Here is a 25,024-nt window from a genome sequence, read left to right as displayed (position 1 = left end):
ATGGACCAGCTTGAATATTTGAAAAGCGTCCTGGACCAGCATCCCGAGCTGCAATACAGCATCACCCAGAGCAATTGGTCCACCGATTTTCTGCGCTTTTACCACAGCGAGACCAACTATAACATCAGCAAAGACAACACCACCATCGGGGCGGAAATCTACAAAGGCAAGAAATCCTTCAACTTCGCTATCGAAAACCCCGAGCGCGGCAAGATCGACGCCGCCCTGCGTGACGCTCTGGAGGTGATAGACAAACTTCCCGAAGACCCGGATTTCGTGGATTTGGAAAGCGACATGACTCTGGCCGAACCCCGCGTGGTGAAAAACAACATCGAGGCCATTCCGCTGGACCTGAAAACAAAAATACTGTCCAATATTTCCGCCGCGGCTTCCATGTACGATTTCGATATCTTCGGCACCTTCATCTGCAATTATCAGTCCTTCCGCCTCATCAACAGCAACGGCCTGGACAAAAGCAGCCAGAGCTCGCCTATCTATCTGGAGGTGAAAGCCGTGCACAACAAATCCCAGGTGACTGTGCTGGAAACGTTCGGCGGCGAGGATTTCGGCTATTTTAACGAACGCGCCTTCACCGAGAGCCTGATGCAGAAAATCAAATACTGCTCCTCCGAAATCGTGGACGTTGAGCCAGGATATTATGACGTGATCCTGGCCCCGCGATGCCTGGCGGAATTCATCCAATACCTGTCCCATGGCATGAGCGCCAGAGCCCTGGACCAGCACAGCAGCTGGTTTGAGGGCAAGCTGAACGAACAGGTTTTTCCCGCACACATCAGCATTGTTGACGATCCCGCCGACCCGCGCATGATCCGCGCTGATTACGGTTCCGACGGCCACATCTACCGCCGCCTGCCGCTGGTGGAGAAGGGCATTTTCCGGGCTTTCCTCTGCAACAACTACTACGCCCACAAGACCGGTCTGCCCAAAAACGGCAACACCGCTTCCTGCCTCAAGATCGAGCCCGGCGACAAAACCCTCGAGGAGATGATCGGCGGCATCAAACGCGGCCTTTACATCTCCAGCCTCCACTACATGAACTTCATCAACCCCCGCGAAACCTCACTCACCGGGCTTACCCGTGACGGCACTTTCCTGATTGAGAACGGACGCATCACCAAGGTCGTGAACAACCTCCGCTTCACAGAGCGCATCGAACGCATCCTCAACAATGTGGTTGGCCTTGAAGACCACTGTGCCACGATCCCGTTTTCGGGAAACTATGAGAGCTTCGACATCGAAACCGTGAAAGCGCCTCACGCCCACGTGCGGGATTTCAACGTAACCTCATCAACCAAAACGAGTTAGGGGAGCGCAACATGGAACAACTGATCAAACAAACCCTCAATAAACTCGCCCAGCCTGACATCAGCTTCGCAGATGTCAGGATCACCCGCACCGACAATGAATGGCTGTATTTTATGAACGGATTCATGCGCAGTTACGGCAGCAGCATGGATTCCACCGCCATCGGCATCAGGGTGCTCATCAACGGCTGCTGGGGTTTCGCCGGGTCGCGCGACCTGAGCGCCGCCGCGATCGACCGCCTTGTCAGGACAGCGGTAAGAAATGCCCGCCAGGGCGGCAATTTTATCCGCAACAGGGTGGAGTTCCCCGCTTTGCCGGCAACCAGGGCAGAGTATCACCACCAGCCCGAGATCGACCCCTTCAAAATGCCCAAGGAAGAAAAGACTGCCTGCCTGCGCGGCCTGGCCGAGGCGATCAAACCCCAAGGCAAAATCGTCCACTCCATGGTGATGGGGCAATTCATGCGCCAAGAAAAATATTACGCGAACAGCGAGGGAACTTATTCCCACACATCATATTACAACACCCTACCGGTGATGGAGGTGGTCGCCTCCGACGGAGGCCAGATCCAGTCCCGCACCTGGCCTGGCCACATGAGCGCGGGCCGAGGCGGCTTCGAGCTCTTCGAGCAACAAAAATTCGCCGAAAACACCGACCGCATCATGAAAGAGGCCATCGATCTGCTAAACGCTCCTACCATCGAGGACGACCGTGCCGACATCATCATCGGAAACGGGCATCTCGCGCTGCAACTGCATGAATCGGTGGGACATGCCACAGAGGCGGACCGCATCTTCGGCATGGAAATCTCCTACGCCGGCAAAACCTTCATCAAGCCCGAAATGCTGGGCTCCTTCCAATACGGCTCGCCACTGGTGAACATCTACAGCGACAGCACCGACCCCAAAGGCCTGGGTTACCATCCTGTGGACGACGAAGGCGTTCCCGGACAGAAAGTGGACATCATCAAAGACGGCATCCTGGTCAATCAGCAAACCTCGCGCCAAATCGCCAAGTTGCTGGGATTGCAGCCTTCATCGAACATGAAAGCCTCTTTCGCCGACGATTTTCCCCTCGTGCGCATGACCAATTTCTGCCTCGCGCCGGGTTCCGGCAGCCTCGAAGAGCTGATCGCCAGCACCGAACACGGCTACCTGCTCGATTTCACCAAAACCTGGAGCATCGACGACAACCGCAACAACTTCCAGTTCACCACCGAAATAGGCTACCGCATCGACGGCGGCAAGATCACCGGAATCGTGAATGAACCAACCTATTTTGGCATCACCAAGGATTTCTGGAACTCCTGTGACGCCGTTTGCGGACCGGAGGAATGGTCCTACCACAGCACCTTCCATTGCGGAAAAGGCGAACCGGGGCAGGTCATGCAGCTTTCCCACGGCGTGGCCCCCGCCCGCTTCAAAAACATCAACGTCAGCGTGAAAATCTGACGTTACCAGTTGAAACAATGGAAACTAAGCGTGCCTCCGCTGTCAATGGTTTGGACAAAACCTATAAGAAAAATGACGGTATCGAAACAACTTTGGATGAAATGGAAACTTTCTATTATATTGTCAAAGTCATCCTCTCGCAGAAAGTCCAATTAAAAAGGATACACCACCCGACACCAAATCATACTTTAGGATTCTGCTTGACGACAACAACCGCAAGCCCAACTTTCGATTCTACTTTTCGGACAAGAGAAAACAGCTTATCACTTTTATCGGAGGGAAAACTGAACAGAAACACGATCTGGAAAACCTGGACGAAATACGCCACGGAACTGCTTGCCATAGTGAATCTGTACTCCAATAAATGACTTGGCGCAATCAACATTAATTAGTTAAGAGGCTGAATGATCAAGAAAGGAACATACGATATCATCATAGGCGTTATTGGATTCATAGTGTCAGTAACGTTGCCGGCTATGATTCTATATTGGGTTGGGAGAATTGCATATAATGAAATAGCTGCGAATATGATTAACTTCCTCTTCCTTAGCCCCTTAACTATGGGGGTTCTTTATATAGTATATTCATTGATCACAGAACTCATCGACTTGATCTTCAACATCGATTATATAGATATCAGCCATAGAAGAGTTCGTACAAACCTATCGTCGGCGCTGAAAGAGCACAATTCAAGTATTGCCAGGCTGTCTAAGAGGAATGAATCCCTAAAGAAAGAACTGGAAGACCACGAGATGCGTAAACCCATGACAAGGATGTTCAGGTAAGATGTTCTTCTTTTCAAACAAAGCGCGGGAAATTGAAGCAACACTAAAGAAGATCGAGGACTTGAACAAGTCTGCCAAGCAGCTGAATGATGATAACAAACGAATGTTAGACATTATCGAGGAGCGCGAACGCGGGCTTCTCAAACTTGAAGCAGAAAAATCCCAAGGCTTCCCCTGGCTTGCAAACGCTATATCTGAGTATCATTATTTCTTGGAATTCGCTTTGGCATACTATCTAGAAAACAAGAAGCACCGAGCCACTAAAGCAGCAGAGGAAGTACGAAGAATTTCTCGTAAAAACAAAGTACTGCAAGTTGAGTTAAAGACAACAAAATACATCTTGGAGTATTATGAAAGCTTGTTCCCATGGCTGAAAGACTACTTAGGGGAAGATCGTGATGAATTCATCAAGGAAGTGTCTGATTCAACATCTCTTGACGATGATGACTCGGATCCGGTTTCAAAATACTTTCCTGCTTCTGAGTATGAGAAGTTGTCTGTTACAGAACGGAATCAGCTTGCACTGGATAAATATAAAAAGTCCAAGAAATCTCCTTACCTTATTGGCAGAGACTACGAAAGATACATTGGATACCTATATGAATCCCAAGGATACAGTGTAGAATATTCTGGCATCTCATTTGGATTGCAAGACATGGGGAGAGACCTTATTTGTAAAAAGGATGCCCAGATCAAAATTGTTCAATGCAAATGTTGGTCCGCACACAAGACCATACATGAGAAGCATATAAATCAGCTTTATGGAACCACCGTTAAATACTATATAGACACCATAAAACGAAAATCTGTAAAAAAACTGGCTGAGTTTCCAGATTTAATAAAATCTGAAAAGATAAAAGCTGTGTTTGTAACAGCCACCAACCTGTCAGAAACAGCATGGGATTTTGCTAATGCACTCGGAATTCAGGTGAGGGAGAACGAAAAACTCCAGGATTATCCAATGATAAAATGCAATATTAATGCTAAACATGAGAAGATATACCATCTGCCTTTCGATCAGCAATATGATAAAACACAAATCGACAAGCCTGGTGAATTTTACGCTTACTCCGTCAAGGAGGCAGAATCTCAAGGATTTCGCAGAGCGTACAGATGGAAAGGTCTCATCCATTCAGGCAATCCAATGTAACAATATGGGAGTATGTTCATGGCTGATAATACGGCTGAAGGGATTTTGAAAATGCATGAGAAGTATAAAGCACAGAGTGATGATATGATCCAATCGTTAGAGGATATTATCCAATCGTTTGAGGAATTGGTTGCATATCAAGACGAACAAATCAAAATCCTACAAAAAGTGGTAGATCTACAACAAGAACAAATTGATCTTCTGATGACTATAGAGAATTCAAGTCTTGAAACAAATTGATTAGGATGGATTTTTCTATCTCTATTGATTGCCCTCCCCTCCATTGAACAGCCTGAAGCATGTCATTCTACAATAGAGCGCCATCTGCGCAACGTGACGGAATCTAAACCTTTCGTGAATGGTCGTTTTGATTGTGAAGCGGTTTCGAACTAAGTGCAGCCTGGATCGTGACGTTACTAAGGCATTACCCGTCACGGGTTGGATTCCGGATGCGACGTCTTCGTCCCATGATGACGCCAGTTTTGACTTTTCAGGAGAGGGCGCGGGGAATGAGATGTAAGGTGTTAACTAGGAAAGGTTCATGCTCTCTCGGCTTCTTTCTGGTTAAGTGCACATAACCTCTTGATTAAAAAGAAAGCCCTAACTTGCCTACTCACCGCCAGGTCCTGTCAGTCAGGCCCTGAGCGCTCGCTTCTATCGCCCTCCCACGCCTCCCGTACGATACTCGCATCAAATGCGGGCATCATACGGGAGGCGTATCCGGAGCATAAGGCAGGGCCTTAACGGCCTGACGGCATCCCTTCTTCCAATCCACTTCACAATCCCGCTATCATGTACCCTCCCAGGGAGTTACCCACCCGGTTTAAAAGAGAACCGTTTCTTTGCCCTTGCAGCCATTTCGGTCTCTTTTGGTGTTTCTGCTTCTCTAATGCAAGTTGACCATACTTCCAAAAGAATGCTTCAATCGGGTGACTAGACCCAACATCAATCCATACAAAGACCTGTGGGCTGAAAAATCATCGCTGATATCCTATAAAAAACGGACGATTTGAGGAAAATTATCTTGGCAAAATTGCAAATAAAAGTATTGTATCTTTGAGGTGCCATTATGAAGAAGCTTGTATTCCTATGTGTTCTGCTTGCCGCGGTTGGAATGCTGTCGGCGGAGCTGGCCTGGCCGGAACCGGTCACGGTGGTGAATTATGAAAACGTGAGGTACTCTGGTCATTCCCTGCAGACCTCCGATGGCTGCCATTTGCTGGTGTGGTGGCAGAATGACAACGCCGTCCCGGGCTACAAGCTGGGCTTCTATGACCAACAGTACCAGCCGCTTTGGGACACGCCTCTGGCGATCCCAACTCCAATTGGCAGTTATGGATTGGTGGAGACATCCGACCAGGCCTTCGTGATTCTCTGTGCACGTAGCGGTCTCCGGTTGCTGAAGATCTCCCGCACGGGTGAATTTCTGTGGGGTCCGCAGGGAACCTTAGTTTCGAGCCTTTGGATGGATACCATTGCCAGCCTGGCAGCCGATCACAATGGCGGTGTGTATGTATCATGGTCTGGAGACGGATACGAAGGAGAACGCTGTGCCATCCAGCATCTGGACGCCTCCGGAGCCCCAACCATGTCGCCCAACTACGTGATCATTGAAGATTCGAACAGTTGGTACTCCGATTTGATGATCCTGCCGGATGACAGCGTGCTCGTCTGTTGGAGTGTCCGCTACATGGTGAGAGTGCAGCGGATGAACTATTCAGGGCAGTTTATGTGGCCCCAGCCGCTTAGCGTTGCATCCACAAACAACATTCCCATAGGGAAGTTCTGCGCCCTGGCGGATAGTTCTTTCGCGCTGTGCGTGGACCATGACTCCAGCGTGGACGTTCAGCGCTATGACTTTTCCGGCGCCGCTTTGTGGCCCCAACCGGTTACCGCCATAAGCGCAAACTGGATCAATGGTTTAAAACTGAGGGCTGTTCCGGGGCCTGACAATAGCATCTTCGTCACAGCGGAAACCAATAATACAGAATATTTGCAAAAGATCGACGCCGCTGGAGTGGCGCAATATGGCGCCGGAATCGACCTCACCACGGGAATCGGATATCTGGATGGGATCTCCCAGGCTATTCCGGATGCCGCTGGGGGCTGCGTTGTGGTAGCCTGCGTTTACGACAATCCGCGTGATGTAATTGCAATCCAGGTGAGCGCCGCAGGTGATATGGTAGTTTACGAAATAACAAACACATCCAATGACAAAAGAATCCCTACCGCCCACGGATATGGAAATTTCATAGGTATTGAATGGTACGAACATGAAACCTGGCGCAGAGGGATCAAAGTGCAGGTCCTGGACCAGCAATTCCAGCCGCAGCTTGCTGCCAACGGAATGGAACTGGTATATGGAGGCTCCGGCAAGGTGAAGGATGTGATGACCTCTGCACGCAGCGACGGCAGCGCGGTGATCTGGGATCAGGCGCCGCTATCCTCCTCGAATTGGGACCTTTACCTGCAAATCCACACAACCGACGGACAGCCTTTGTTCGCTGACGGCGGGTTTAAAGTCAACCGTCCGGAGAGTTTCCGGAACGGTCAGAGCCTGGTATGCTGCAATGATAACCTCACCATGGTGGTGTGGGGAGAACAGCTGGGTAGCGTGGTCAGCAAGCGTTACCAGATATTTGACGCGGCAGGGAACATCCTGCTTCCGGAAGGCGGCCTGCAGATCGGTACGGGCGGGCAAAATGTTGGCTGGGTGAATGTCAGCACCTCCCTAGGCTACTGGTATATAATCTGGTCGAGTTCACACACCACCATCTGGGGTCAAAAAATCAGCGGCATTATACCACTCTGGGGAGATGGAATCCAGATTACCCAGCCCCATCCCACAATTACAGGCTACATGAGAAATATCAAGCTGGAATGGCCCTGGCTTACATGGTCTTTGGGCGGAATACCGATGCTGGCTTGCATTAACTCAAATGGCGCGGTTGTGAGCGGATTTCCCCAATGGGGGATGAATATGCCGATGCAATATGGATCAGGGTTGCTCTACAGACATACTTTCACGGTTTACGAAGATAAACTGCATGTGCTGATGGGATATTATGAGGAAATCGGTCCCGATTGGGTCGATTACTCTTTCGCGCATACCATGATCAACAGGCAGGGCGACTATGTGTTCCCTATTGAGGAACTGTTGCTGGGAGGTAATTACAATGTCTATATCTGGGATGAATTTCTTTGTATCGGGGACTATGGTGATCATTACATAGTGCACATGTATTTACAAGAACAATTTATGTGTACCCTAACCATCTCCATACCAGTGCTCTATAATGACGGCTGGGATGTTTTGGGCGCCAACTTGCTTTCCAATGGCGACTTGCTGATGATTGTAAATGGATATATGAACGGATCACCCGCCTTATGGCATATGTTCATCACTCCGCAGTGGCAAATGGCCCTGCCGGATAATTATATGGTCTTCGCGGGAGGGAATTTTCCTCCATCTGTTTCTCTGTTGGGAGACCGGGCCTGGGTTGCCCTGGAAAGAAGCGCCGCAGCGGTCTTGTTGCAGGGTGTGACATCAGCGAACACTGCCAATCCGGACCCCGGATCCCCAGGTCCCGGCAATGCCCTGCCTGGAAAGCTGTAGCCCAAATCCTTTCAATCCCAGCACCAGCATAACATTCAGCCTTCCCGAAGCCGGACCTGCCACCATCAGCGTATATGACCTTCGGGGCAGAAGGATCGCCACGCTCCTTGACAGCTATATGCGGGCCGGAAAGCACAGCATCATCTGGAACGGAAAGGATTCCGCTGGCGACGACGTAGTTTCCGGGGTGTATATCCTTCTTTTGGAATCGGGAGGAAAGCAACATACCCGCAAAGTGACACTGCTGAAATAGCCTCATTGGAGGAAAGAAGATGCGATCTTTAACTGCCAGTGGGCTTGAAACTTGTTGCATATTGATAAACTTTTTGCATAAGAGAACAAAGGAGTTGGAAAGATGAGTAAGAGATTAATTTTCGCGCTGGTCTGCTTGTGGCAGGCGGCTATTTGCTTGGCGGCTGTGATCAATCTTGGCGATGAGTGCATCAACCCCAACGGGCCAGGGAACTGGAGAAAGCGATTGGAGCATAGATACCAGACTCCTTATGGCTCTGAATCATCCTCTTACTATACTTGGTACTATTACAACCAGGCCATCCCCACCCGGCTGGATTCGGTCAAAACAGGAGGCAGTACCGGACCTTACAACTCGGGTGCGGTGGATAGATATTTCTACAATTCCTACCCCGCTTACGAAGAGGAGGTGATAGAGATCTGGTCCTATTTTTGCGACAGCGGTCTGGTGCTGGAGAGAATTTTTACCACCCGCTATGACTTGGAAGGGAAAAAGTTCGAATACCTCGTGTCTAACGACCAAGGCTTCGTTATTAACAGGATTGCCTATACTTACGATGCCCATGGCAATCTGAGCTCTGAAACTGAGTACCGGAGCAACTATGACCCGGTACAGCCTTACCAGATCATCATCCACACTTACGATTCACAAAACAGGCTGATCTACACAAACTGGAACAGGGAGGGGCAGAGCATCTCGAATCGCTGGCAAAGCTGGAGCAGCCATACCCTGCCGGACAGCATTTACATCGACCAATCCACCTCTCCGGTGGTCGTGATCTGGAAGAACCAATTTGACTATCGAGGCGAACTCGTCCTCCAAAGCAAGATAACAAAGGACCATTCATACAGCAGCTGGTATCGGAAGGATTCCAGCTTTTCATATCTGATCTGGAACGAGATGCTGTTTCCTGAGCAGACTGTGATAGAAAGCGGTTACATCGCTGCTCCGGACGCCCCCTTCACTCCCACTAATACATCCACAATATCCTATAACTATTCAAATAATTACCATAGCGTCAACTTCTATTGGGGTGGGCATTACGGGTACACCTATGACGACAACTGGCTGCTGACGGCACACACCGAAAACAATGACTATGGCAATTTGAGCGAAACCATTACTTGGGAAAGCTATGATCCTGTTCCTGTTCATGATGGGTGCGCTCCCGCCCTCCGGCTTGACATTTGGCCCAATCCCGCCCGGGACCTGCTGATCATTAAAATGGATCGCCAGGATGCCCCTACAGTGTCCGGCGCACGGATTTTCAACCTAAAAGGCCAGCTTGTCCGTGGCCTTGATTCGTCGGAACGGGCTGGAAACCAAATGCTTTACAGCTGGGATTGCCGCGATGAGAGTGGCCGCGACGTGCCCAACGGCATCTATCTGATCAAGATCGAAACGCCTGGAGGAACCTTCACCCGCCGGATTTCGGTGCTGAAATAGCTCCCCCTGTCATTACGGTATAGATACTGAATTAATAAGGATATCATCCACACCACTCCGCTTCCTCGGCGCTGTTGACACTTAGACGGGGAAGGTCGTTGGTTTCGATCTGTCCGATTCAGAGACGGAGTTCTCAAGATTTCTTAGCCCTTTGCCCTGTCCCATACACATCCTGACCGCCTCCCGCTTAGTTCCCGCTGCCCGAACGGGAAGTCAGCGGGAAGTGAATGGGATGTTAGTAGGTCAGGGCAAAGGGCGAAACCACCAGCAAAACCCGGATTAGGAAAGGGTGTAAGAATGACCGTCTGTCATAGGATAGTGGATAACAAAAGGTTCTCTTTCAATTCTCCAGTTTTTATGTCTTTCTGGATCCCGGATCAATGTCACCTCGCGGGCTCGGTGACGTCCGGGATGACGTATGTTCAGTTCTTCTGGCCAATGTCTTACGCGTCATTCTTGGCTTGACCCGGAATCCAGGTTTTTGTAACGTATGGATCCCGGATCAAAGTCACCTCACGGACTCGATGACGTACGGGATGACGTATGTTGGGTTCTTGCGGCCAAGGTCTTGCACGTCATTCCAGGCTTGCCTGTGAATCCAGAAACAACCATCACCCAGCCCTAAACCTACGTCATTCCGGGCTTGACCCGGAATCCAGTTTACGAGGGGCTTTAGGCTCCCTCGCTATCGTTATATCGCCCTACTGTTATATCAACCCGGATTACCCACTCGGTTTGAAAGAGCAAAAAGGAACGCCAGGCGGCTAAACCCGGCGTTCTTCTATCTTTACTGAGGAGGGGGATGGATTTACTTTTCTGTTTTGTTGTGGCAATCTTCGCAGCCGCAGCAGTCCTGGTTCATCATGTTGCGCTGGTGGCGGTGGAGCTGCACGGGCTTAAGTTCGTTCAGTTTGCAGGGCATGGGGTGTTTGGAGCCGTTGGGCCGTCCGTACTGCCGTTCCATGAACATGGGGCGGAATTTTTCCTGCTGTTCGGGGCTGAGTTCCCTGAGGATCTGTTCGCGGTGGTCGATGCGGGTGTTGGCTTTCACGCGCATTTTCTCATGCAGTTGGTCGTTTAGTTTGCGGGCTGATGAGAAGTCTTTGCTTTTGAGGGAGTTGTTGAGGTCGATCTGCAGGTTTTCGATTTCGGCGTTGATGCTGTTCATTGCCTTGCGCTGCGAGATTTGCAGATCGCTGAGTTTTTTGGTTTGGGCTTCGCTGAGGTTGAGTTCTTTCAGCATGTCCATGGAGGTGCCGTCCCATTCGGGGCGGGGTGCCAGTTTGGCATTGCGTCCGGGGCCGTAGCAATTGGGGTTTCTCTGCAGTTGGGGGTAGTCTTTCCCCTGGGCGGCCAGCATGCCGGCCAGCATCAGGATGGTTATTGAGATAAGGGTGATTTTTTTCATTTTGATTTTCTCCTGTCGTTTCTTCTGTCGCTGAAGCGATTCATACGTTCCAGGCGTCCTTCGAAGTGTTTTTTGGCTTCGTCGGCGCTGAGAGTTTGTCTGTATTCCAAAAGTTCATAGCCGAGGGCGCGTTCCATGTCGCTTTGCGCGCTGATCGACTTTTCGATGATGGCTTTTATCTTGGCCTCGTCCACGGGGTCTTTGGCCAGTTCTTGCAATAGTTCTTTTTTGATGGAGAGGAATCTATTCCGCAGGGCGATAACTTCGGGGTCCTTCAGCTCAGGGATTTGAATGCGTCCCCGGTCGCTTCCGATGCCTTCGGAGTCGGGCAGATAGTGGTGGGCGATGTGGTACTGGCGGTAGAATCCCATCACGATCATGCCTCCGATGATTCCAGCGTTCAGAAACAGCGAGATGAAAAGCAGAATGGTCAGCAGGCGTTTGCTCATTGTTTCCTCACTTTAGAAAAGGTCGCCGGAGACGGAACTTTCGCCGAATACAGCCAATTCCAGGCTGTCGGATTTGTTGGCGCTTTGGGAATAGATTTCCTTGGCGTTGGTGGGCAGGGGGTTCACGCTGCGGTACACATTTTTCCCGATGGCCACACCTAGGAAGAGGCTTAGGGCTATGGCCGCGAGCGCGGGGATGGTTTGCAAATTGAAGCTGTGTTTCAGGCGAATGCGTTTGCTGTCGTGCCGGGCTGCCTGCTCCATGATGCGGTGGTGCAGCCAGGACGGGAATTCCGGTTGGGGCTGGTTGCGAAGAAGCATCTGAAGCCTTGCTGCATCAGCCTGGTAAGCGCGGCAGGCGGCGCAATCCTTAAGATGCAGCTCCAGGGCGTGGCTCTGCCCCAGCTCGTTGTCGAGCTTGAGTTCGATCTGGCGTCTTGCCTTGCTGCATCTCATGGTTTCCTCTTTTTGGGTGCCTTATCGGCGTCCCTGTTTTGCTTATTCATAGTCTATACTCTTCCTTCGCTTTTATCCTTCAACAATTTTTTCCGAAGTTGCTTTTTGGCCCTCTCCAACAGCGATTCCACCGCTTTCACGCTGATGCCCAGATGCTCGGAAATCTCCTTGTAGCTCATCTTTTCGAAGTATTGAAGCTGGATGACGCTGGCCAGACGGGGCGGAAGGGCGCGGATCGCCTCATGCAGAGGCTGGTAATCCGGCTCGGGCTGGGGTTTGTTGGTGTCGGGAAGGCGTTCGAATGATTGTGGTTCGAGGCTCACATAGCGGCTTTTTTGCTTCAGGAAGGTCATGCTCTTATTGTAGGCGATGCGGTAAACGTAGGCCAGGGCAGTTGCTTCCTCCACGCGGTCGATATGCTCGTAAAACGAGATGAAGACCATCTGCACGACATCGTTGGCGTCGCTGTCGTTGCCCAAAAGGCTCAGCAGATAATGGTAAATCCGCTTTTCGTGGGCGCTGAGGAATTCTTCAAACTGCTCTTTTCTCATAAACCATCCTTCTACCAAAATACACCGCTCTGGGTTTGAACCTGCAAAAAATACTCAGGCTGAGGTGTCAAGCCTTTTCCCCAAATTGAGGCGGCAAGGCTGTTTCAGCCCCTTTATCAACTATATTGTAGGCGCTGATAGTTGTTGACACATTTGGCCGGCTTTCATTACTGGTTTTTCAAGTAAGGAGATTAACCTGATGCGAAAAACCCTCTGTCTGGCAGCGATTTTGGCCTGCCTGGCCTGGCTTGGCGCCGAAGCCCTGCTGAGTCCGGCAGAATACAACGCTCTGCATGAAATGCTGCAGGCGGCTGAACTCAGCCCCGACGCGCTTTGCTTCGAAAAGGATTGGGACCTAAGCACCAAGTACAAGCTGGACTGGCAGTTGCGCCAGCTTCAGGATCCCTGGAAAGGCATCGATGACATGCAGGCCTTGCGCGAAACCTGCCAACTGGATGGCCCGGAAGCTTTGCCGGTTCTGCTGCGGCATCTGGGCGGCATCGCTTTCAACCTTGATGGAGGCAGGTTCAGCAGCCTCTATCCGGCCTCCAAGTCTCTTTATACACAGCAGCTCTCCACCCAGGTGAAAAAGCCGGAGGACATATTCGCCTGGCTGGAAAGCGCTTATGATTATCTGGAAACCGAGCTTGAGCCGGCTTTTGCCGCCTTCAGCCCAGAGGAAAAGAAGATGCTGCTCAGCTTCTGGCACTGGCAGTTCATCGAAAGCGAAGAGATTGATAAATATAACGCTTTCTACGAGGAACAAGGCCTGCCCAAATATAGCGATCTGGATGAAAAGCGGGTCCGGGAGTTGATTGGAAAACTCGACCGTCAGGCTTTGTTGAGCACCGGGATCCAGTTTCTGGCCATCTCCGACGCCCTGCTGGAGCGGGCCCAAACCCTTCAGTTCAGAAATAAGAAAATCCTCACCCGCAATACCAGGCATGGCCTGATGGCAATTGGAACAAACGGCGACGATGTCTATGGCGGTCAGGCATTCCAGAACCTCTGTTTTCTGCTCGACCCCGTCGGCAATGACCTTTACGAGACAGGGCTGGGAAGTTCTGTGGACCGGGCTTTCTGCCTTCAGCTCGATCTGGCCGGCGACGACGTTTACCGCAGCAACATGCCCGCGGCGATGTTCAATTCCTCCTTTGGCCTTGTCTGCACCTACGATTTGGCTGGCAACGACCTCTACCGCACCAACGATTTTTCATTCTCCGCCTTCATGGGGATCAACCTTCATCAGGATTTGGATGGAGACGACATCTACCAAAGTGGCCTCTTCTCACAGGGCGCGGCGATGTGCGGAATCGCGCTGCTGGTGGACGGCGCCGGCAACGACAGCTATCAGGCCAGCGTGTCCGCCCAAGGCTTTGGCAGCACCTACGGCGCCGGTGTCTTGCTGGATAAGGAGGGCGCGGACAGCTACAGCCTGGGCGGCAAATACTATCACGAACCGCTAATGCCGCTGGACTTTATCACCCTCGGCCAGGGCATGGGACTGGGGTTGAGGCCCGATCTGGCCGGCGGTTTGGGCCTGCTCTATGACGGCGCTGGAAACGACCGCTACCTCGGCGGCGTTTATGCCCAGGGTTCCGGCTATTGGTATGCCACAGGAGCGCTTATCGACGAGGCCGGAAACGACGTTTACAGCGCGGTTTACTATCCCCAGGGCTCCGGAATTCACCTGGCTTGCGGATTCTTGCTCGACGCGGAGGGCGACGACGCCTACCAGAGCCGCCACGGACCAGGTCAGGGCGCCGGACACGATTGGGCTTTGGGCGTTTTGATCGACGGGGCGGGGAACGATTCCTATTCTATCGAAGGCGGTAACGGCTTGGGGCTCACCAACTCCGTGGGACTTTTTGTCGATAAAAGCGGCAATGACCGCTATGAGCGGTTCAACCCACAAAACTACGGCGGCGCCAACTTCACGCGCAGCACTGGCGGGATCGGGCTCTTTCTGGATGCCGGCGGCACGGACAGCTATCCCGACAGCCTCAAGGCCAACAACAGCATCTGGCAAAGCGGAACTTACGGCGTGGGACGCGACGCGGAAATCAACCAAGTTGCCAAAACCACCGTGGAAGAACTGGCTGAAACTGCCGCCCTGCCGGACAGCACAGACAGCATCGAAACGATTTTCGCCGCTGCCTCGGAATGGGAGGTGGGATCGGCGGTGCAAAGGGTCCGGACCGCCCGCAAAATTCTTCTCAGCCGCGCCGAAGAAGCCATCCCCTATGTGCTGGAAAACAAGCTGAACACCACTTCCGGCCTGGAATACCGGGCCTTGGAAGCCCTAGCCGCGGATTCTGAGGAGTTTATCAGCGAACTCTACAAAGTCATCGACCTGCCCGACAGCCTGGCTGCCAAAAACGCACTGGCCCTGATTTCCGGCGTGGGCGACAGCCTGCTGGTGGAACCGATTGAGCGCCTGATGCGACAGAAAAAGTACGAAAGCACCTGCATTTCCGTGCTGTCGGGGGTTCACACCGACCGCAGCGTGGAACTGCTTCGGGACTATATCTTCCATCCCAGTGAGCGTTTCCGCTACATCGCGGCCCGTTCGCTAAAGCAGATTAAACACCCATCCGCCCGCGCCGCGCTGGAGCTGATGCGCGGGGACTGTTCTTTCCTGGTGCAGTCGCTTTTGCGCAGCCTGACTGAGGTCCAGCAGCCTTGAAAAGCTCCAGGGCCGCTTTTTCCCAGTTTCTGGATGAGCTGAAGCTACCGGGACGGGATGGCATCCTGGCTGGTTTTGACAGCTATCACGCTCTGCTGCTGGAGCTTAACTCCCGCGTAAACCTCTTTTCCCGCCACGCGCCAGCGGATGAGCTCTGGACAAAGCATTTCCTTGACAGCCTGCTGCCTCTGAAATGTGTTGATTTTACCGGTGCAAAAGTGCTCGATTTCGGCTCCGGCGGCGGTTTGCCCGGCATTCCGGTGAAGCTGGCCGTGCCCGGATGCCGCATGACACTGTTGGATTCGGTGCTCAAAAAGACCCGCGCTCTTGAGGAACTGGTTGCCAGGCTGGAGCTTGCGGATTGCGAAGTGGTGTGCTCCCGGCTGGAGGATTACTCCGCCAGGGGCGGTTTCGACTACATCCTCTGCCGCGCCGTCAAGCTGGAGCAGCGCTATCTGAAGCCGCTACGGAACTTGCTGGCTCCGGGTGGCCAATTGCTCTGCTACAAGGCTAAGGACTGGGCGGACATCGCTCCGCTCAAGCCCTTGGAACTATTGAGGATGGAGCTCGAATACGGCAGCCGGGCGATTTTCGCGCTGGGAAAAGAACAACTGAAGACTGGAAGTTAGCATAGATTTATGGCAAGAACAATAACGATCGTGAACCAAAAAGGCGGGGTGGGAAAAACCACCACGGCGGTTAACCTGGCCGCTGGCCTGGCTGTGCTGGAAAAGAAGACCCTGCTCATCGATTTCGATCCCCAGGGCAACGCCACCAGCGGAGTGGGCTTGGACAAAGACAATCTGGAACTGCAAGTGTACGATGCGCTTATAAGCAAAGTGCCCCTGCGGGAAACCATTCTGCCCACCGCCACCCAAAACCTCTGGTGCGTGCCCGGAAACATCGACCTCACCGGCGCCGAAATCGAACTGGTGCAGGAATTCGCCCGCGAACACAAGCTCCGCGAAGCGCTGGAACCGGTTTTGGCCGACTTCGACTACATTATAATCGACTGCCCGCCCTCGCTGGGCCTGCTCACAGTGAACGCCCTCACAGCGGCAACAGACCTGCTGGTGCCGATCCAGTGCGAGTATTACGCCCTGGAGGGGGTCAGCCAGTTGCTTTCCACCATCCGCCTGATCCAGAAAAACCTCAATCCCGGCCTGAATATCATCGGCATCCTGCTCACCATGTTTGACCGTCGCGTGAACCTCTCCATGCAGGTCGCGCGCGAGGTGCGGCACTATTTCAAGGAAAAGGTTTTCCGCACCATCATTCCCCGCAACATCAAGCTCACCGAGGCACCCAGCTTCGGCAAACCCATATTTCTCTATGACATCCGCTCTCCCGGCGCCATGAGCTATCTGAACCTGGCCACGGAGATAATCGAAAGGACACAAAAAGCATGAACGAACGCCTCGGACGTGGTTTGAGCGCCCTGATCCCCCAGGCTCAGGACAGGCCGGAAACCGGATCAAACCTGGGCACCCTGCCCATCGAACAGATCAAGACCAATCCTTACCAGCCCCGCCGGGTTTTCGATCCCGACGCCTTGCAGGAACTGGCTGAATCCATCAAGGCCAACGGCATCATCCAGCCGCTGATAGTGAACAAAACCGCCGCTTCGGATTATGAGCTTATCGCCGGCGAAAGGCGCCTGCAAGCAGCGCGGCTGGCGGGCCTGGAATCCGTTCCGGTGGTGATCCGCAGCGTTAGCCAGAAAGAACAGCTCCAGCTCGCCATCGTGGAAAACGTCCAGCGTGAGGACCTCGACCCGATCGAGGAAGCCTGTGCCTATCAGACTCTGGCGGACGATTTCAAACTCACCCATCAGGAAGTGGCGCAAATCGTTTCGCGCGACCGCGCCACAGTATCTAACAGCATCCGCTTGCTCAAACTGCCGTTGGAAGTGCAGTCAATGGTCTCCTCCGGCCTCCTCAGCCCCGGGCACGCGCGGGCTGTTTTGGCGGTAGAGCCGGAGTTGTAACCCCTTTTCGCGCAATATATTATACAATACAGGCTCAACGTCCGCCAGGCGGAGGCCAAAGCCAAAACCTACGCCCCCAGCCAGGCAAAGGAAGCGCCTGCCGACCGGGAATGGTCCCAAAGCCTGGAACGCGAACTGAGCGGAGCATTTGGCCTGAAAGCCAGGGTAAGCGGACAGGCAGCCAAAGGCAAAATCACCCTCAGCTATTCCAGCGCGGAAGAACTGGCCCGGCTACAGGAACTGCTAAAACTAATAAGGAAGGACATATGAACAGGATTATCGTGACCGGAGGCGCTGGCTTCATCGGCGCCAACTACATCCACCACCTCTTTGAAGACCCTGATTTCCAGGGCAGCGTGCTCAACTTTGACAAACTCACCTATGCCGGCAATCTGGACAGCCTGGTTGAGATCGAAACAGCCTTTCCGGAGCGCTATCGCTTTGTAAAAGCTGATATTTGCGACTCCGAAGCAGTGGCCCGGGTATTCGCTGAATTCCAGCCCGATACCGTGGTCAATTTTGCCGCAGAATCCCACGTGGACCGTTCCATCGACGGGCCTATGGAGTTCATCAATACCAACGTTCTGGGAACCGCCGTGATGCTGGATTGTGCCCTGCGTTACTGGCGCGGTCTGGATGAAACGGGCAAAAAGGCTTTCCGCTTCCATCACGTCTCCACCGACGAGGTTTTCGGCTCCCTGGGCGACGAAGGCCTCTTCACGGAAAGCACGCCCTACGACCCGTCCTCACCCTATTCAGCTTCCAAAGCTGGTTCCGACCATCTGGTGCGCGCCTGGCACCGCACCTTCGGCCTGCCGGTGCTGCTCTCCAACTGCTCAAACAACTACGGCGGCTACCAGTTCCCGGAAAAACTGATTCCCTTGATGATTCTCAACTGCCTGGAACACAAACCCTTGCCTGTTTACGGTAAGGGACTCAACGTAAGGGACTGGCTTTATGTGCGCGACCACTGCGACGCCATCAACACCATCATCCGCTCCGGAAAACTGGGCGAAACCTACAATATCGGCGGCCACAACGAGATGAAAAACATCGAAATCGTTACCACCATCTGCCGGCTGCTGGATGAACTCCGGCCTTCCGACAAGCTTTCATCTTACACGGAACTAATCACTTACGTCGCCGACCGTCCCGGCCATGACCTCCGCTACGCCATCGACGCCGACAAAATTAGCAGGGAACTGGGCTGGGTGCCAAAGGAAACCTTTGAAACCGGCATCCGCAAGACCGTGCTCTGGTATCTGGAGCACGAAGACTGGTGGCGCGCCATCCAGAGCAAGAAATACCAGCAGCAGCGGCTGGGACTGGGAAACTGAACGCCCCAAAAATCCGGCGCAGGATTTCCGGCCGAACCGGGTTATATAGTTAAAAAGACCTTTCTGAAGGGAGGTGTGACATAATGACTAAAATTTATAGACACTTTGCCGTCCTGATCGCGCTTGCGGCGGCCTTGGCCATCTCGGCCTGCAGCCCTAATTCCTGGCTCAATTCCGCTCTGCCGAATCCCGCCGTGGTGGCCCAGCCGGCTAGCAGTTCGCAGGTGCCGGACGCTGGCACCGACGCCCATTTCGTGCGGGTTGACGAATATTTCGTGATGGAACAGCCCCTCACCACCCAGCCCTTTGTGTTCGCGTCACTGGGCAGGATGCAAAGCCTTCCCACACCGGACCACAACAACCAGGGCCGCTTCCTGAGGCTGCTCGACAGTCAGCAGGTCTGGACCAGCCACTTTTCCAAAACCCGTATCGCCAAAAGCAGCGACCTCGTTTTGGATAAAGAGGTTTTCTTCCTGCAACTCACCGATCCTAACGGTTTTTACCGCGCGCCGCAAACCCTCGCGGAAACCAGCGGCGGCTGGTGGATAAAGGCCAGGATAACGGACCTGAGCACCAAAAACAACGGCTACGTCAAGGTCAGCGGCGGCTATAACGTCCATCTGAACGCCATCCGGGTGGCTGTGAACTAATAATATCTCTCCTCAAATCAGCCGGGCCAACTGGTCCGGCCTTTTTTTGTTCCTGTCTTTCAGCTCTTTTCAGGTCGGGCAAGTTAGCCCGGAGAGCGACAGAAATCAATCCCGGCATTTCTGTCGTCCACAAGGGGCTAAGAGAATCCATTGTCGAGGGGTTCCGTTCGCTTCGCTCATTGCACACCCTCGCCATGGCCTGCCGCCCTACGGGCTCGTAGAGGAGAGTCGTAACTGCTTACCTTCCACTATTTCCAGCCAGCCACACCCTTAACGCTCGATTTCATCCCTCTCCCATGCCTCTCTCGAGATTCCCACATCAAATACGGGCATTATGCGGGAGGCGCGTCTTTGGGACAGGAAAGGGCCTTAACGGCCAGAGCACTCCGCATCGGTAAACCGGCTGCCGAACACCACTTTCGTATGACGCCTACCAGGCTGGAAAAGAACGAGTTACACGCCCGGTTTGAAATAGAGCCAAATATACCTTGACTAAAAATCCCCCAAAGCAAATAATGGAGTCATTCTATTAATCGAGGTGTAGCATGAAACACATTGTTCTTTGTATTGCTGCCTGTGTCTTAGCGGCAGCCCTCTGCGCGCAATGGAGCACCGATCCATACGCTCCCTCCATCATTGCCGGTTTCGATGCCGAACAGGTGATACCCAAGGTGGCCATCGTGCCCAACGGCAACACCTACATCTGCCGTTTTGACAACCAATCCGGCGGTTACAGGGTTTATCTTGACCTCTTCGATATCTACGGAAACCGCATCTGGACGGAGAGCCTGCTAATAAGTTCTCATACCCAAATGAGTTGGCTCACCGAATACGACCTCGGCGTGGATACCGAAGGCAACGCCATCATTGTCTTCCAGGACATCCGCAATGCCGGTGTAAATAACGTGGTGGCCTACAAGATCAACCCCGCGGGCGAATTCCTCTGGGGCGCCGACGGCATCGCCCTGTCGAATGACACCAACGCTGATTACGGCAACATGTCGCCCGTCTGCTTTTGCTCCGCTGACGGCAGCAGCTACTTTGCCTGGCAGCGCCTGGGCGCGGTCACATCCGTCGTGATCAACCGCCTCAGCGCCGATGGGCAGAAGCTTTGGGGCGAATGGGGCACCACTTTCACAGCCACCGAAGGCAGCTATACCTGGCCGCAGATCATCCAGAGCGAAGGTAACGACATACTGCTCAAGCTTTTTCACGATACCGGTCCTTTTTGGTCGCCCACGCGCCACATCCTCGTGATGAAGGGCACTCCCGACGGAACATTTCCCTGGACCGTTTCCGCAACCGAAGCCGGCGGGATTCCCTCTTGGGAACAGCTCATCCCCTTTGTCGGAGACGGAGCCGGGGGCGCAGTGCTGGCCTGGTATGATGATCGCGACAGCAACCTGGACAACGACGTCTATTGCCAGCGCATCGACTCGCAGGGAAACGCCACCATGGGCTTGAACGGCAGCCTCGTGAACGTTAGTCTCCCAAAACAGCAATTCTATCCGGAAGTCGCCGTGGATGCCGCCAATCAGCAGGTTTACGTCTTTTACCGCGAAACCGATGCCGACCAGAACAACTTTGGCCTCGCACGGCAACTGATGAGTTTCAGCGGAGACTGTCTCTGGGGCCAGGCCGGGCCAACCATAGTGAACATCGGCGGGGAATCATGCAACACCATCGCCGCCCACTGGACCACGCAAGGCGCGGTTTTTCTCTATGAAAGGGGAGCAAACCTCTACGCCTCCTGTTGGACTTCTTCGGGCGATTTTGCCTGGGATTCTAGCCAGGTGGGCGTTGCCCAAACAACCGATCCCAAGCAGCACTTCGATTGCGACCACCATCCCGACAATTGGTGTGTTTTGAGCTGGGAACAAGGTTACTCGGGTTTCGATATCTACGCCATGCGGATCAACGGCAACGGCAGCCTCGGACCGCAATTTTTGCCCCCGCGATACCTTACCGCTGAACAGCAGCCGCCGTCCAGCGTCATACTAAGCTGGCAGTATCCCTCTCCCTACGTCGAACCCGATCAATACTGCATTCTCATGAATGACGAACTCACCCAGACCGTCGCTGGAGACGTCCTCACCTACACTGTCACCGACCTTGGCAGCGGCACTCACGAATTCTATGTGAAAGCCCGCTACGGGGACAACTACTCCGATCCCTCGAACTCAGTGACGGTCACCATAGTCGCGGCTGACGATCCCATCCTTCCTTCAGTGGAAGCGGCGCCCCGCCTCACGCCCAATCCTTTCTCAGGCACGGCGACGCTGTCCTTTGTTGGCAAAAATTCCTCTACAGCGTGCGTTACGCTCTACAACGCCAAAGGACAGAAACTGGGCCAACGTGACTGTGCCGTGATTGCCGGCACTAACGAGATCACGATTGACCCGCGAAGCCTTGGCCTGCGCGAAAGTGGTGTCTTCTTCCTCAGTTTGAGGACAGGTGGCCAGGTCAGCCTGCTGAAAGGCTTATTCATCAAGTAATGATCATGTAAGTGCAGCCTGACACAATGTCCCGCAATAGGGAGACACAAGTTCTCGCTTAAAGAGCTGTCAGCCAATTCCAGGCGGATGCACGCTTTCCGCCCCTGTTAAGAAAAATTAACCGAAAAAGGGGCGTTTTTCCTTGCCAGAAAACACTTTCCGCCAAAACTGGCTTTTAGGAAGACAAGCCCATGAGCAAACAGATATTCGTTACTGAAGATGAGACCGACATCCTGGAACTGGTCTGCATGAAGCTCGAAACGGAAGGATACAGCACCTTGGGATTCACCCGGGCGCAGGACCTGCTAGACAGATTGCGGCAGGAATTGCCGGAACTGATCCTGCTGGACCTGATGCTGCCCGATTTGGACGGTTTGGAGGCCTGCCGCCGCATCAAGAGCAATCCAGCCTGGGAAAACGTCCCCATCATCATGCTCACTGCCCGCAGCGACATTGAGGACAAGGTGCGCGGCCTGGAATTCGGAGCGGACGACTATATCACCAAACCCTTTGACAGCAAAGAACTTCTGGCCAGGGTAAAGGCCGTCCTCCGCCGCAGCGGATGGGAAAGTTCGCGCAACGTGCTCAACATCAACAGCGATTTCCGGCTCGATTTTAACCGTTACGAAGCCAGGATCCGCGATCACAGAGTGGACCTAACCCTCACAGAATTCAAAATACTACAGTTGCTTACACGCCGTCCGGGCTGGGTGTTCAAACGCAGCCAAATCCTTGACCATCTCTGGGGCAACGACAAGATTGTGCTGGAACGCACAGTGGACGTCCACATCCGCAATCTGCGAGAAAAACTGGGTGACCAAGCCTATATGGTAAAAAACATTCGCGGCGTCGGTTATAAGTTCGAGCCCGACCAAAGCAGCGGCAGTGATGAATAAAACAAGCCTTGGCACCCTGTTGCTGCTGGCTGGAGTCGTGATCCTGGCGGCGGTCGCTGTCCTGGCCTTTCTGGACGTCGGGACTTGGCTGCTAATATCGGTCTCCGCGGGGGTCGCCGGCATTGCCCTGTACCTCGTCCATTTCTGGCTAAACCGGGATTTGCGGCATCTTTGGAAACGCGCGGAAGAGCTAAAACCCCAAGAACGCAAGCTCAGGTTTGGAGAGCTCAGAACCTCTGAATTGCACGATTTGGCGCAGAAACTGAACCAGGCGCTGGCCTCTTTCGACCAAGCGATAGGGCATCTGGCAGTTCACCGCACGGAATTGCGATTGCTTCTGGGCACACTGGAAGACCCGCTCTGGTCACAGGATGACGACGGAAACGTGCTTTGGGCCAACGCGCCGTTTCACAAGTTATTTCCCGCCTTTGATTCCTCACGCGAACAGTCTTACCGCGAAATCATCCGCGATCCGGAGCTGCAGGAAGCCATCTTGAGTTCCGGAAACGCGGGGGAACAGCTTCCCCTTTCTCTCAACATCGCCGGCCATAGCTACATGCTGTCCAGCAGCCGCAGCGTCGGTAACCGGCGCTATGTCTTTATCCTGCACAACATTGACGCCATGGAAAGGACAGCCCGGATGAAGAAAGACTTCATCGTGAACCTTGCCCACGAACTGCGAACCCCGCTCACAGCCATCAAGGGCTTCACGGAGGCGATGCAAGATTCTCCAGGGCAGGATCATACCCGCCACCAGAAAATAATCCTTAGCCACACCAACCGTCTCATCCATCTGATCCGCGACCTCGAACAGCTTATCCGGCTGGAAAGCATTTCCCGTCTGGAAGCAAGCCAAATCGAGCTGAAGCCATTCTTTGCCAATCTCAGTCTGATCCTGGAGCCGGACATTCAAGCCAAGGAATTGAGCCTGAACGTGGAACTCGAAGAGGGGCTGGACCGGATGGTCTGCGATCCTTTCCGCTTTGAACAGATATTCATCAATCTGGTGCAAAACTCTCTCCGTTATACAGATACTGGCGGTATCACGATCCACGTCGGCAAAGAAGGCGAAAACACAGTCTTCACAATCTCCGATACCGGCCGGGGCATCCAAAATGAACATCTGGACAGAATCTTCGAGCGTTTCTACGTGGCGGATAACAGCCGCAACCGCGACTTCAGCGGCACCGGACTCGGCTTGGCCATCGTGAAGCATATCGTGGTGCTGCATCATGGCGAGATTTCCGTGAGCAGCGAAATGGGGCGGGGCACCACTTTCAGGATAAGTATTCCGCCGCTTGCGGAGCGTAAGAATGAATCAAATCAACCAAGCTGAAGCAATGGAATCCTGTTCCAACCTCCAAGCGGACAGGGACTTACTGGTAAACGAGAACATCGGCCTGGCTTACAGCTTCGCCAAAAACTGCCAGAACCGCGGCTTACCGCTGGAGGACCTGCGCCAGGAAGCCCTGCTGGGACTGCTGGAAGCCGCTGAACACTTTGAACCCGAAAGGGGATTGAAGTTTGGAACCTATGCTGGCTACTGGATAAAAAAAAGGCTGCTGGCCGCCCTTGAGCAGGAAAACAAAGCCGTCCGAAACACGGAGCCGCTCGGGGAAAGGGATTTGGCTGATCACAAACAGCAGGTGGATGCGCGAATTGAATCCAGTATCACTTTTCCGTCAGCCATGCCCGACCTCGAGCGCGGCGTTCTTCAACTTTCCCTGAACGAAGGCCTTGCCTTGAAAGAAGTGGCCTCCCGGCTGGGCATTTCCGTGGAGCGGGTCAAGCAACTGCGCGGCAAAGCCTTGCGGCGTTTACGTTCATAAGCTGCCTTTCCCCTTTTTGGAGCTCTATTTCACATCAAGTGGGTAAAGCCGAACGTCGATATTTGTAAAGGCTGTCTGTGCGCCCCTTTTTTCCTCGTCCAACAAACGCCTGATACCAAATCGCTTTCATTAATCTAATTTAAGCCATTTGAAATAGGTCAATTTTGAGACCATGTCTCTGTTGCTATCCAAGTATGAGAAACTATCAATAAGAGCTTTTTGAACATCATCAAGTGATGCGTAGGCAATATTT

22 protein-coding genes and 1 pseudogene are annotated in these 25,024 nt (G+C 53.1%); 19 read left to right on the top strand and 4 right to left on the bottom strand.

What is annotated here, in order from left to right; translation table 11 throughout:
* The 9 genes from GX466_02590 to GX466_02550 all read left to right on the top strand — a co-directional run bounded on the left by GX466_02590 (position 1) and on the right by GX466_02550 (position 10,027).
* Entirely contained in the window at positions 1 to 1,326 is a 1,326-nt protein-coding gene (locus GX466_02590) for a TldD/PmbA family protein (protein ID NLH93097.1), read from the top strand.
* A gap of 11 nt (positions 1,327 to 1,337) precedes the next feature.
* A complete protein-coding gene (locus tag GX466_02585; GenBank protein NLH93096.1) occupies positions 1,338 to 2,777 on the top strand; it encodes a TldD/PmbA family protein in 1,440 nt (479 codons plus the stop codon).
* Positions 2,778 to 2,794: 17 nt separating this feature from the next.
* Positions 2,795 to 3,145, top strand: a complete 351-nt coding sequence (locus tag GX466_02580) for a hypothetical protein (protein ID NLH93095.1) — start codon at positions 2,795 to 2,797, stop codon at positions 3,143 to 3,145.
* A 36-nt stretch (positions 3,146 to 3,181) separates the two neighbouring features.
* Entirely contained in the window at positions 3,182 to 3,562 is a 381-nt protein-coding gene (locus GX466_02575; protein ID NLH93094.1) for a hypothetical protein, read from the top strand.
* 1 nt (position 3,563) lies between these two features.
* Positions 3,564 to 4,712: a restriction endonuclease gene (locus tag GX466_02570; protein ID NLH93093.1), complete on the top strand. Its 1,149-nt coding sequence runs from the start codon at positions 3,564 to 3,566 to the stop codon at positions 4,710 to 4,712.
* 18 nt (positions 4,713 to 4,730) lie between these two features.
* Positions 4,731 to 4,952 (top strand): hypothetical protein, encoded by a 222-nt coding sequence (locus tag GX466_02565; GenBank protein NLH93092.1) that lies wholly within the window; start codon positions 4,731 to 4,733, stop codon positions 4,950 to 4,952.
* An 829-nt stretch (positions 4,953 to 5,781) separates the two neighbouring features.
* Positions 5,782 to 8,328: a hypothetical protein gene (locus tag GX466_02560; GenBank protein ID NLH93091.1), complete on the top strand. Its 2,547-nt coding sequence runs from the start codon at positions 5,782 to 5,784 to the stop codon at positions 8,326 to 8,328.
* Positions 8,306 to 8,581, top strand: a complete 276-nt coding sequence (locus GX466_02555) for a T9SS type A sorting domain-containing protein (GenBank protein NLH93090.1) — start codon at positions 8,306 to 8,308, stop codon at positions 8,579 to 8,581. Before GX466_02560 ends, GX466_02555 begins: the two co-directional genes overlap by 23 nt.
* Before the next feature lie 102 nt (positions 8,582 to 8,683).
* A complete protein-coding gene (locus tag GX466_02550) occupies positions 8,684 to 10,027 on the top strand; it encodes a T9SS type A sorting domain-containing protein (protein ID NLH93089.1) in 1,344 nt (447 codons plus the stop codon).
* 808 nt (positions 10,028 to 10,835) lie between these two features.
* Here GX466_02550 and GX466_02545 read toward each other — a convergent pair.
* From GX466_02545 to GX466_02530, 4 genes are read right to left on the bottom strand one after another with little or no spacing between them, the layout of a single operon-like run.
* Entirely contained in the window at positions 10,836 to 11,435 is a 600-nt protein-coding gene (locus GX466_02545; protein ID NLH93088.1) for a hypothetical protein, read from the bottom strand.
* Positions 11,432 to 11,884 (bottom strand): periplasmic heavy metal sensor, encoded by a 453-nt coding sequence (locus GX466_02540; protein NLH93087.1) that lies wholly within the window; start codon positions 11,882 to 11,884, stop codon positions 11,432 to 11,434. Before GX466_02540 ends, GX466_02545 begins: the two co-directional genes overlap by 4 nt.
* Positions 11,885 to 11,896: 12 nt before the next feature.
* Entirely contained in the window at positions 11,897 to 12,340 is a 444-nt protein-coding gene (locus tag GX466_02535) for a hypothetical protein (GenBank protein NLH93086.1), read from the bottom strand.
* 53 nt (positions 12,341 to 12,393) lie between these two features.
* Complete coding sequence (locus GX466_02530) at positions 12,394 to 12,891, bottom strand: sigma-70 family RNA polymerase sigma factor (GenBank protein NLH93085.1); 498 nt, start codon at positions 12,889 to 12,891, stop codon at positions 12,394 to 12,396.
* A gap of 199 nt (positions 12,892 to 13,090) precedes the next feature.
* Between GX466_02530 and GX466_02525 the strand changes: the two genes are divergently transcribed.
* The 10 genes and pseudogenes from GX466_02525 (at position 13,091) to GX466_02480 (ending at position 24,771) form a co-directional block, all read left to right on the top strand.
* Complete coding sequence (locus GX466_02525) at positions 13,091 to 15,577, top strand: HEAT repeat domain-containing protein (protein ID NLH93084.1); 2,487 nt, start codon at positions 13,091 to 13,093, stop codon at positions 15,575 to 15,577.
* Positions 15,574 to 16,206: a 16S rRNA (guanine(527)-N(7))-methyltransferase RsmG gene (rsmG, locus tag GX466_02520; protein NLH93083.1), complete on the top strand. Its 633-nt coding sequence runs from the start codon at positions 15,574 to 15,576 to the stop codon at positions 16,204 to 16,206. The genes GX466_02525 and rsmG overlap by 4 nt, the downstream gene beginning before the upstream one ends.
* 9 nt (positions 16,207 to 16,215) lie before the next feature.
* Positions 16,216 to 16,986, top strand: coding sequence for a ParA family protein (locus GX466_02515; GenBank protein ID NLH93082.1), 771 nt, complete (start codon positions 16,216 to 16,218; stop codon positions 16,984 to 16,986).
* Positions 16,983 to 17,834, top strand: a pseudogene (locus GX466_02510) (ParB/RepB/Spo0J family partition protein). The gene GX466_02515 and the pseudogene GX466_02510 overlap by 4 nt, the downstream one beginning before the upstream one ends.
* Positions 17,831 to 18,901, top strand: a complete 1,071-nt coding sequence (gene rfbB / locus GX466_02505) for a dTDP-glucose 4,6-dehydratase (GenBank protein NLH93081.1) — start codon at positions 17,831 to 17,833, stop codon at positions 18,899 to 18,901. Before GX466_02510 ends, rfbB begins: the two are co-directional and overlap by 4 nt.
* A gap of 83 nt (positions 18,902 to 18,984) precedes the next feature.
* On the top strand, positions 18,985 to 19,551 hold the full coding sequence (locus tag GX466_02500; protein NLH93080.1) for a hypothetical protein: 567 nt from the start codon (positions 18,985 to 18,987) through the stop codon (positions 19,549 to 19,551).
* Positions 19,552 to 20,096: 545 nt separating this feature from the next.
* Positions 20,097 to 22,046, top strand: a complete 1,950-nt coding sequence (locus GX466_02495; protein NLH93079.1) for a T9SS type A sorting domain-containing protein — start codon at positions 20,097 to 20,099, stop codon at positions 22,044 to 22,046.
* A gap of 191 nt (positions 22,047 to 22,237) precedes the next feature.
* Complete coding sequence (locus GX466_02490; protein ID NLH93078.1) at positions 22,238 to 22,942, top strand: response regulator transcription factor; 705 nt, start codon at positions 22,238 to 22,240, stop codon at positions 22,940 to 22,942.
* Positions 22,935 to 24,278, top strand: a complete 1,344-nt coding sequence (locus GX466_02485) for a hypothetical protein (GenBank protein NLH93077.1) — start codon at positions 22,935 to 22,937, stop codon at positions 24,276 to 24,278. Before GX466_02490 ends, GX466_02485 begins: the two co-directional genes overlap by 8 nt.
* Positions 24,256 to 24,771 (top strand): sigma-70 family RNA polymerase sigma factor, encoded by a 516-nt coding sequence (locus GX466_02480; protein ID NLH93076.1) that lies wholly within the window; start codon positions 24,256 to 24,258, stop codon positions 24,769 to 24,771. Before GX466_02485 ends, GX466_02480 begins: the two co-directional genes overlap by 23 nt.
* Positions 24,772 to 25,024: the final 253 nt, after the last annotated feature.

The sequence above is a fragment of the Candidatus Cloacimonadota bacterium genome (assembly GCA_012516855.1).
GTDB lineage: Bacteria > Cloacimonadota > Cloacimonadia > Cloacimonadales > Cloacimonadaceae > Syntrophosphaera.
Note: the sequence above shows the minus strand (reverse complement) of the source record. Positions and strands in the feature narration are given on the sequence as shown.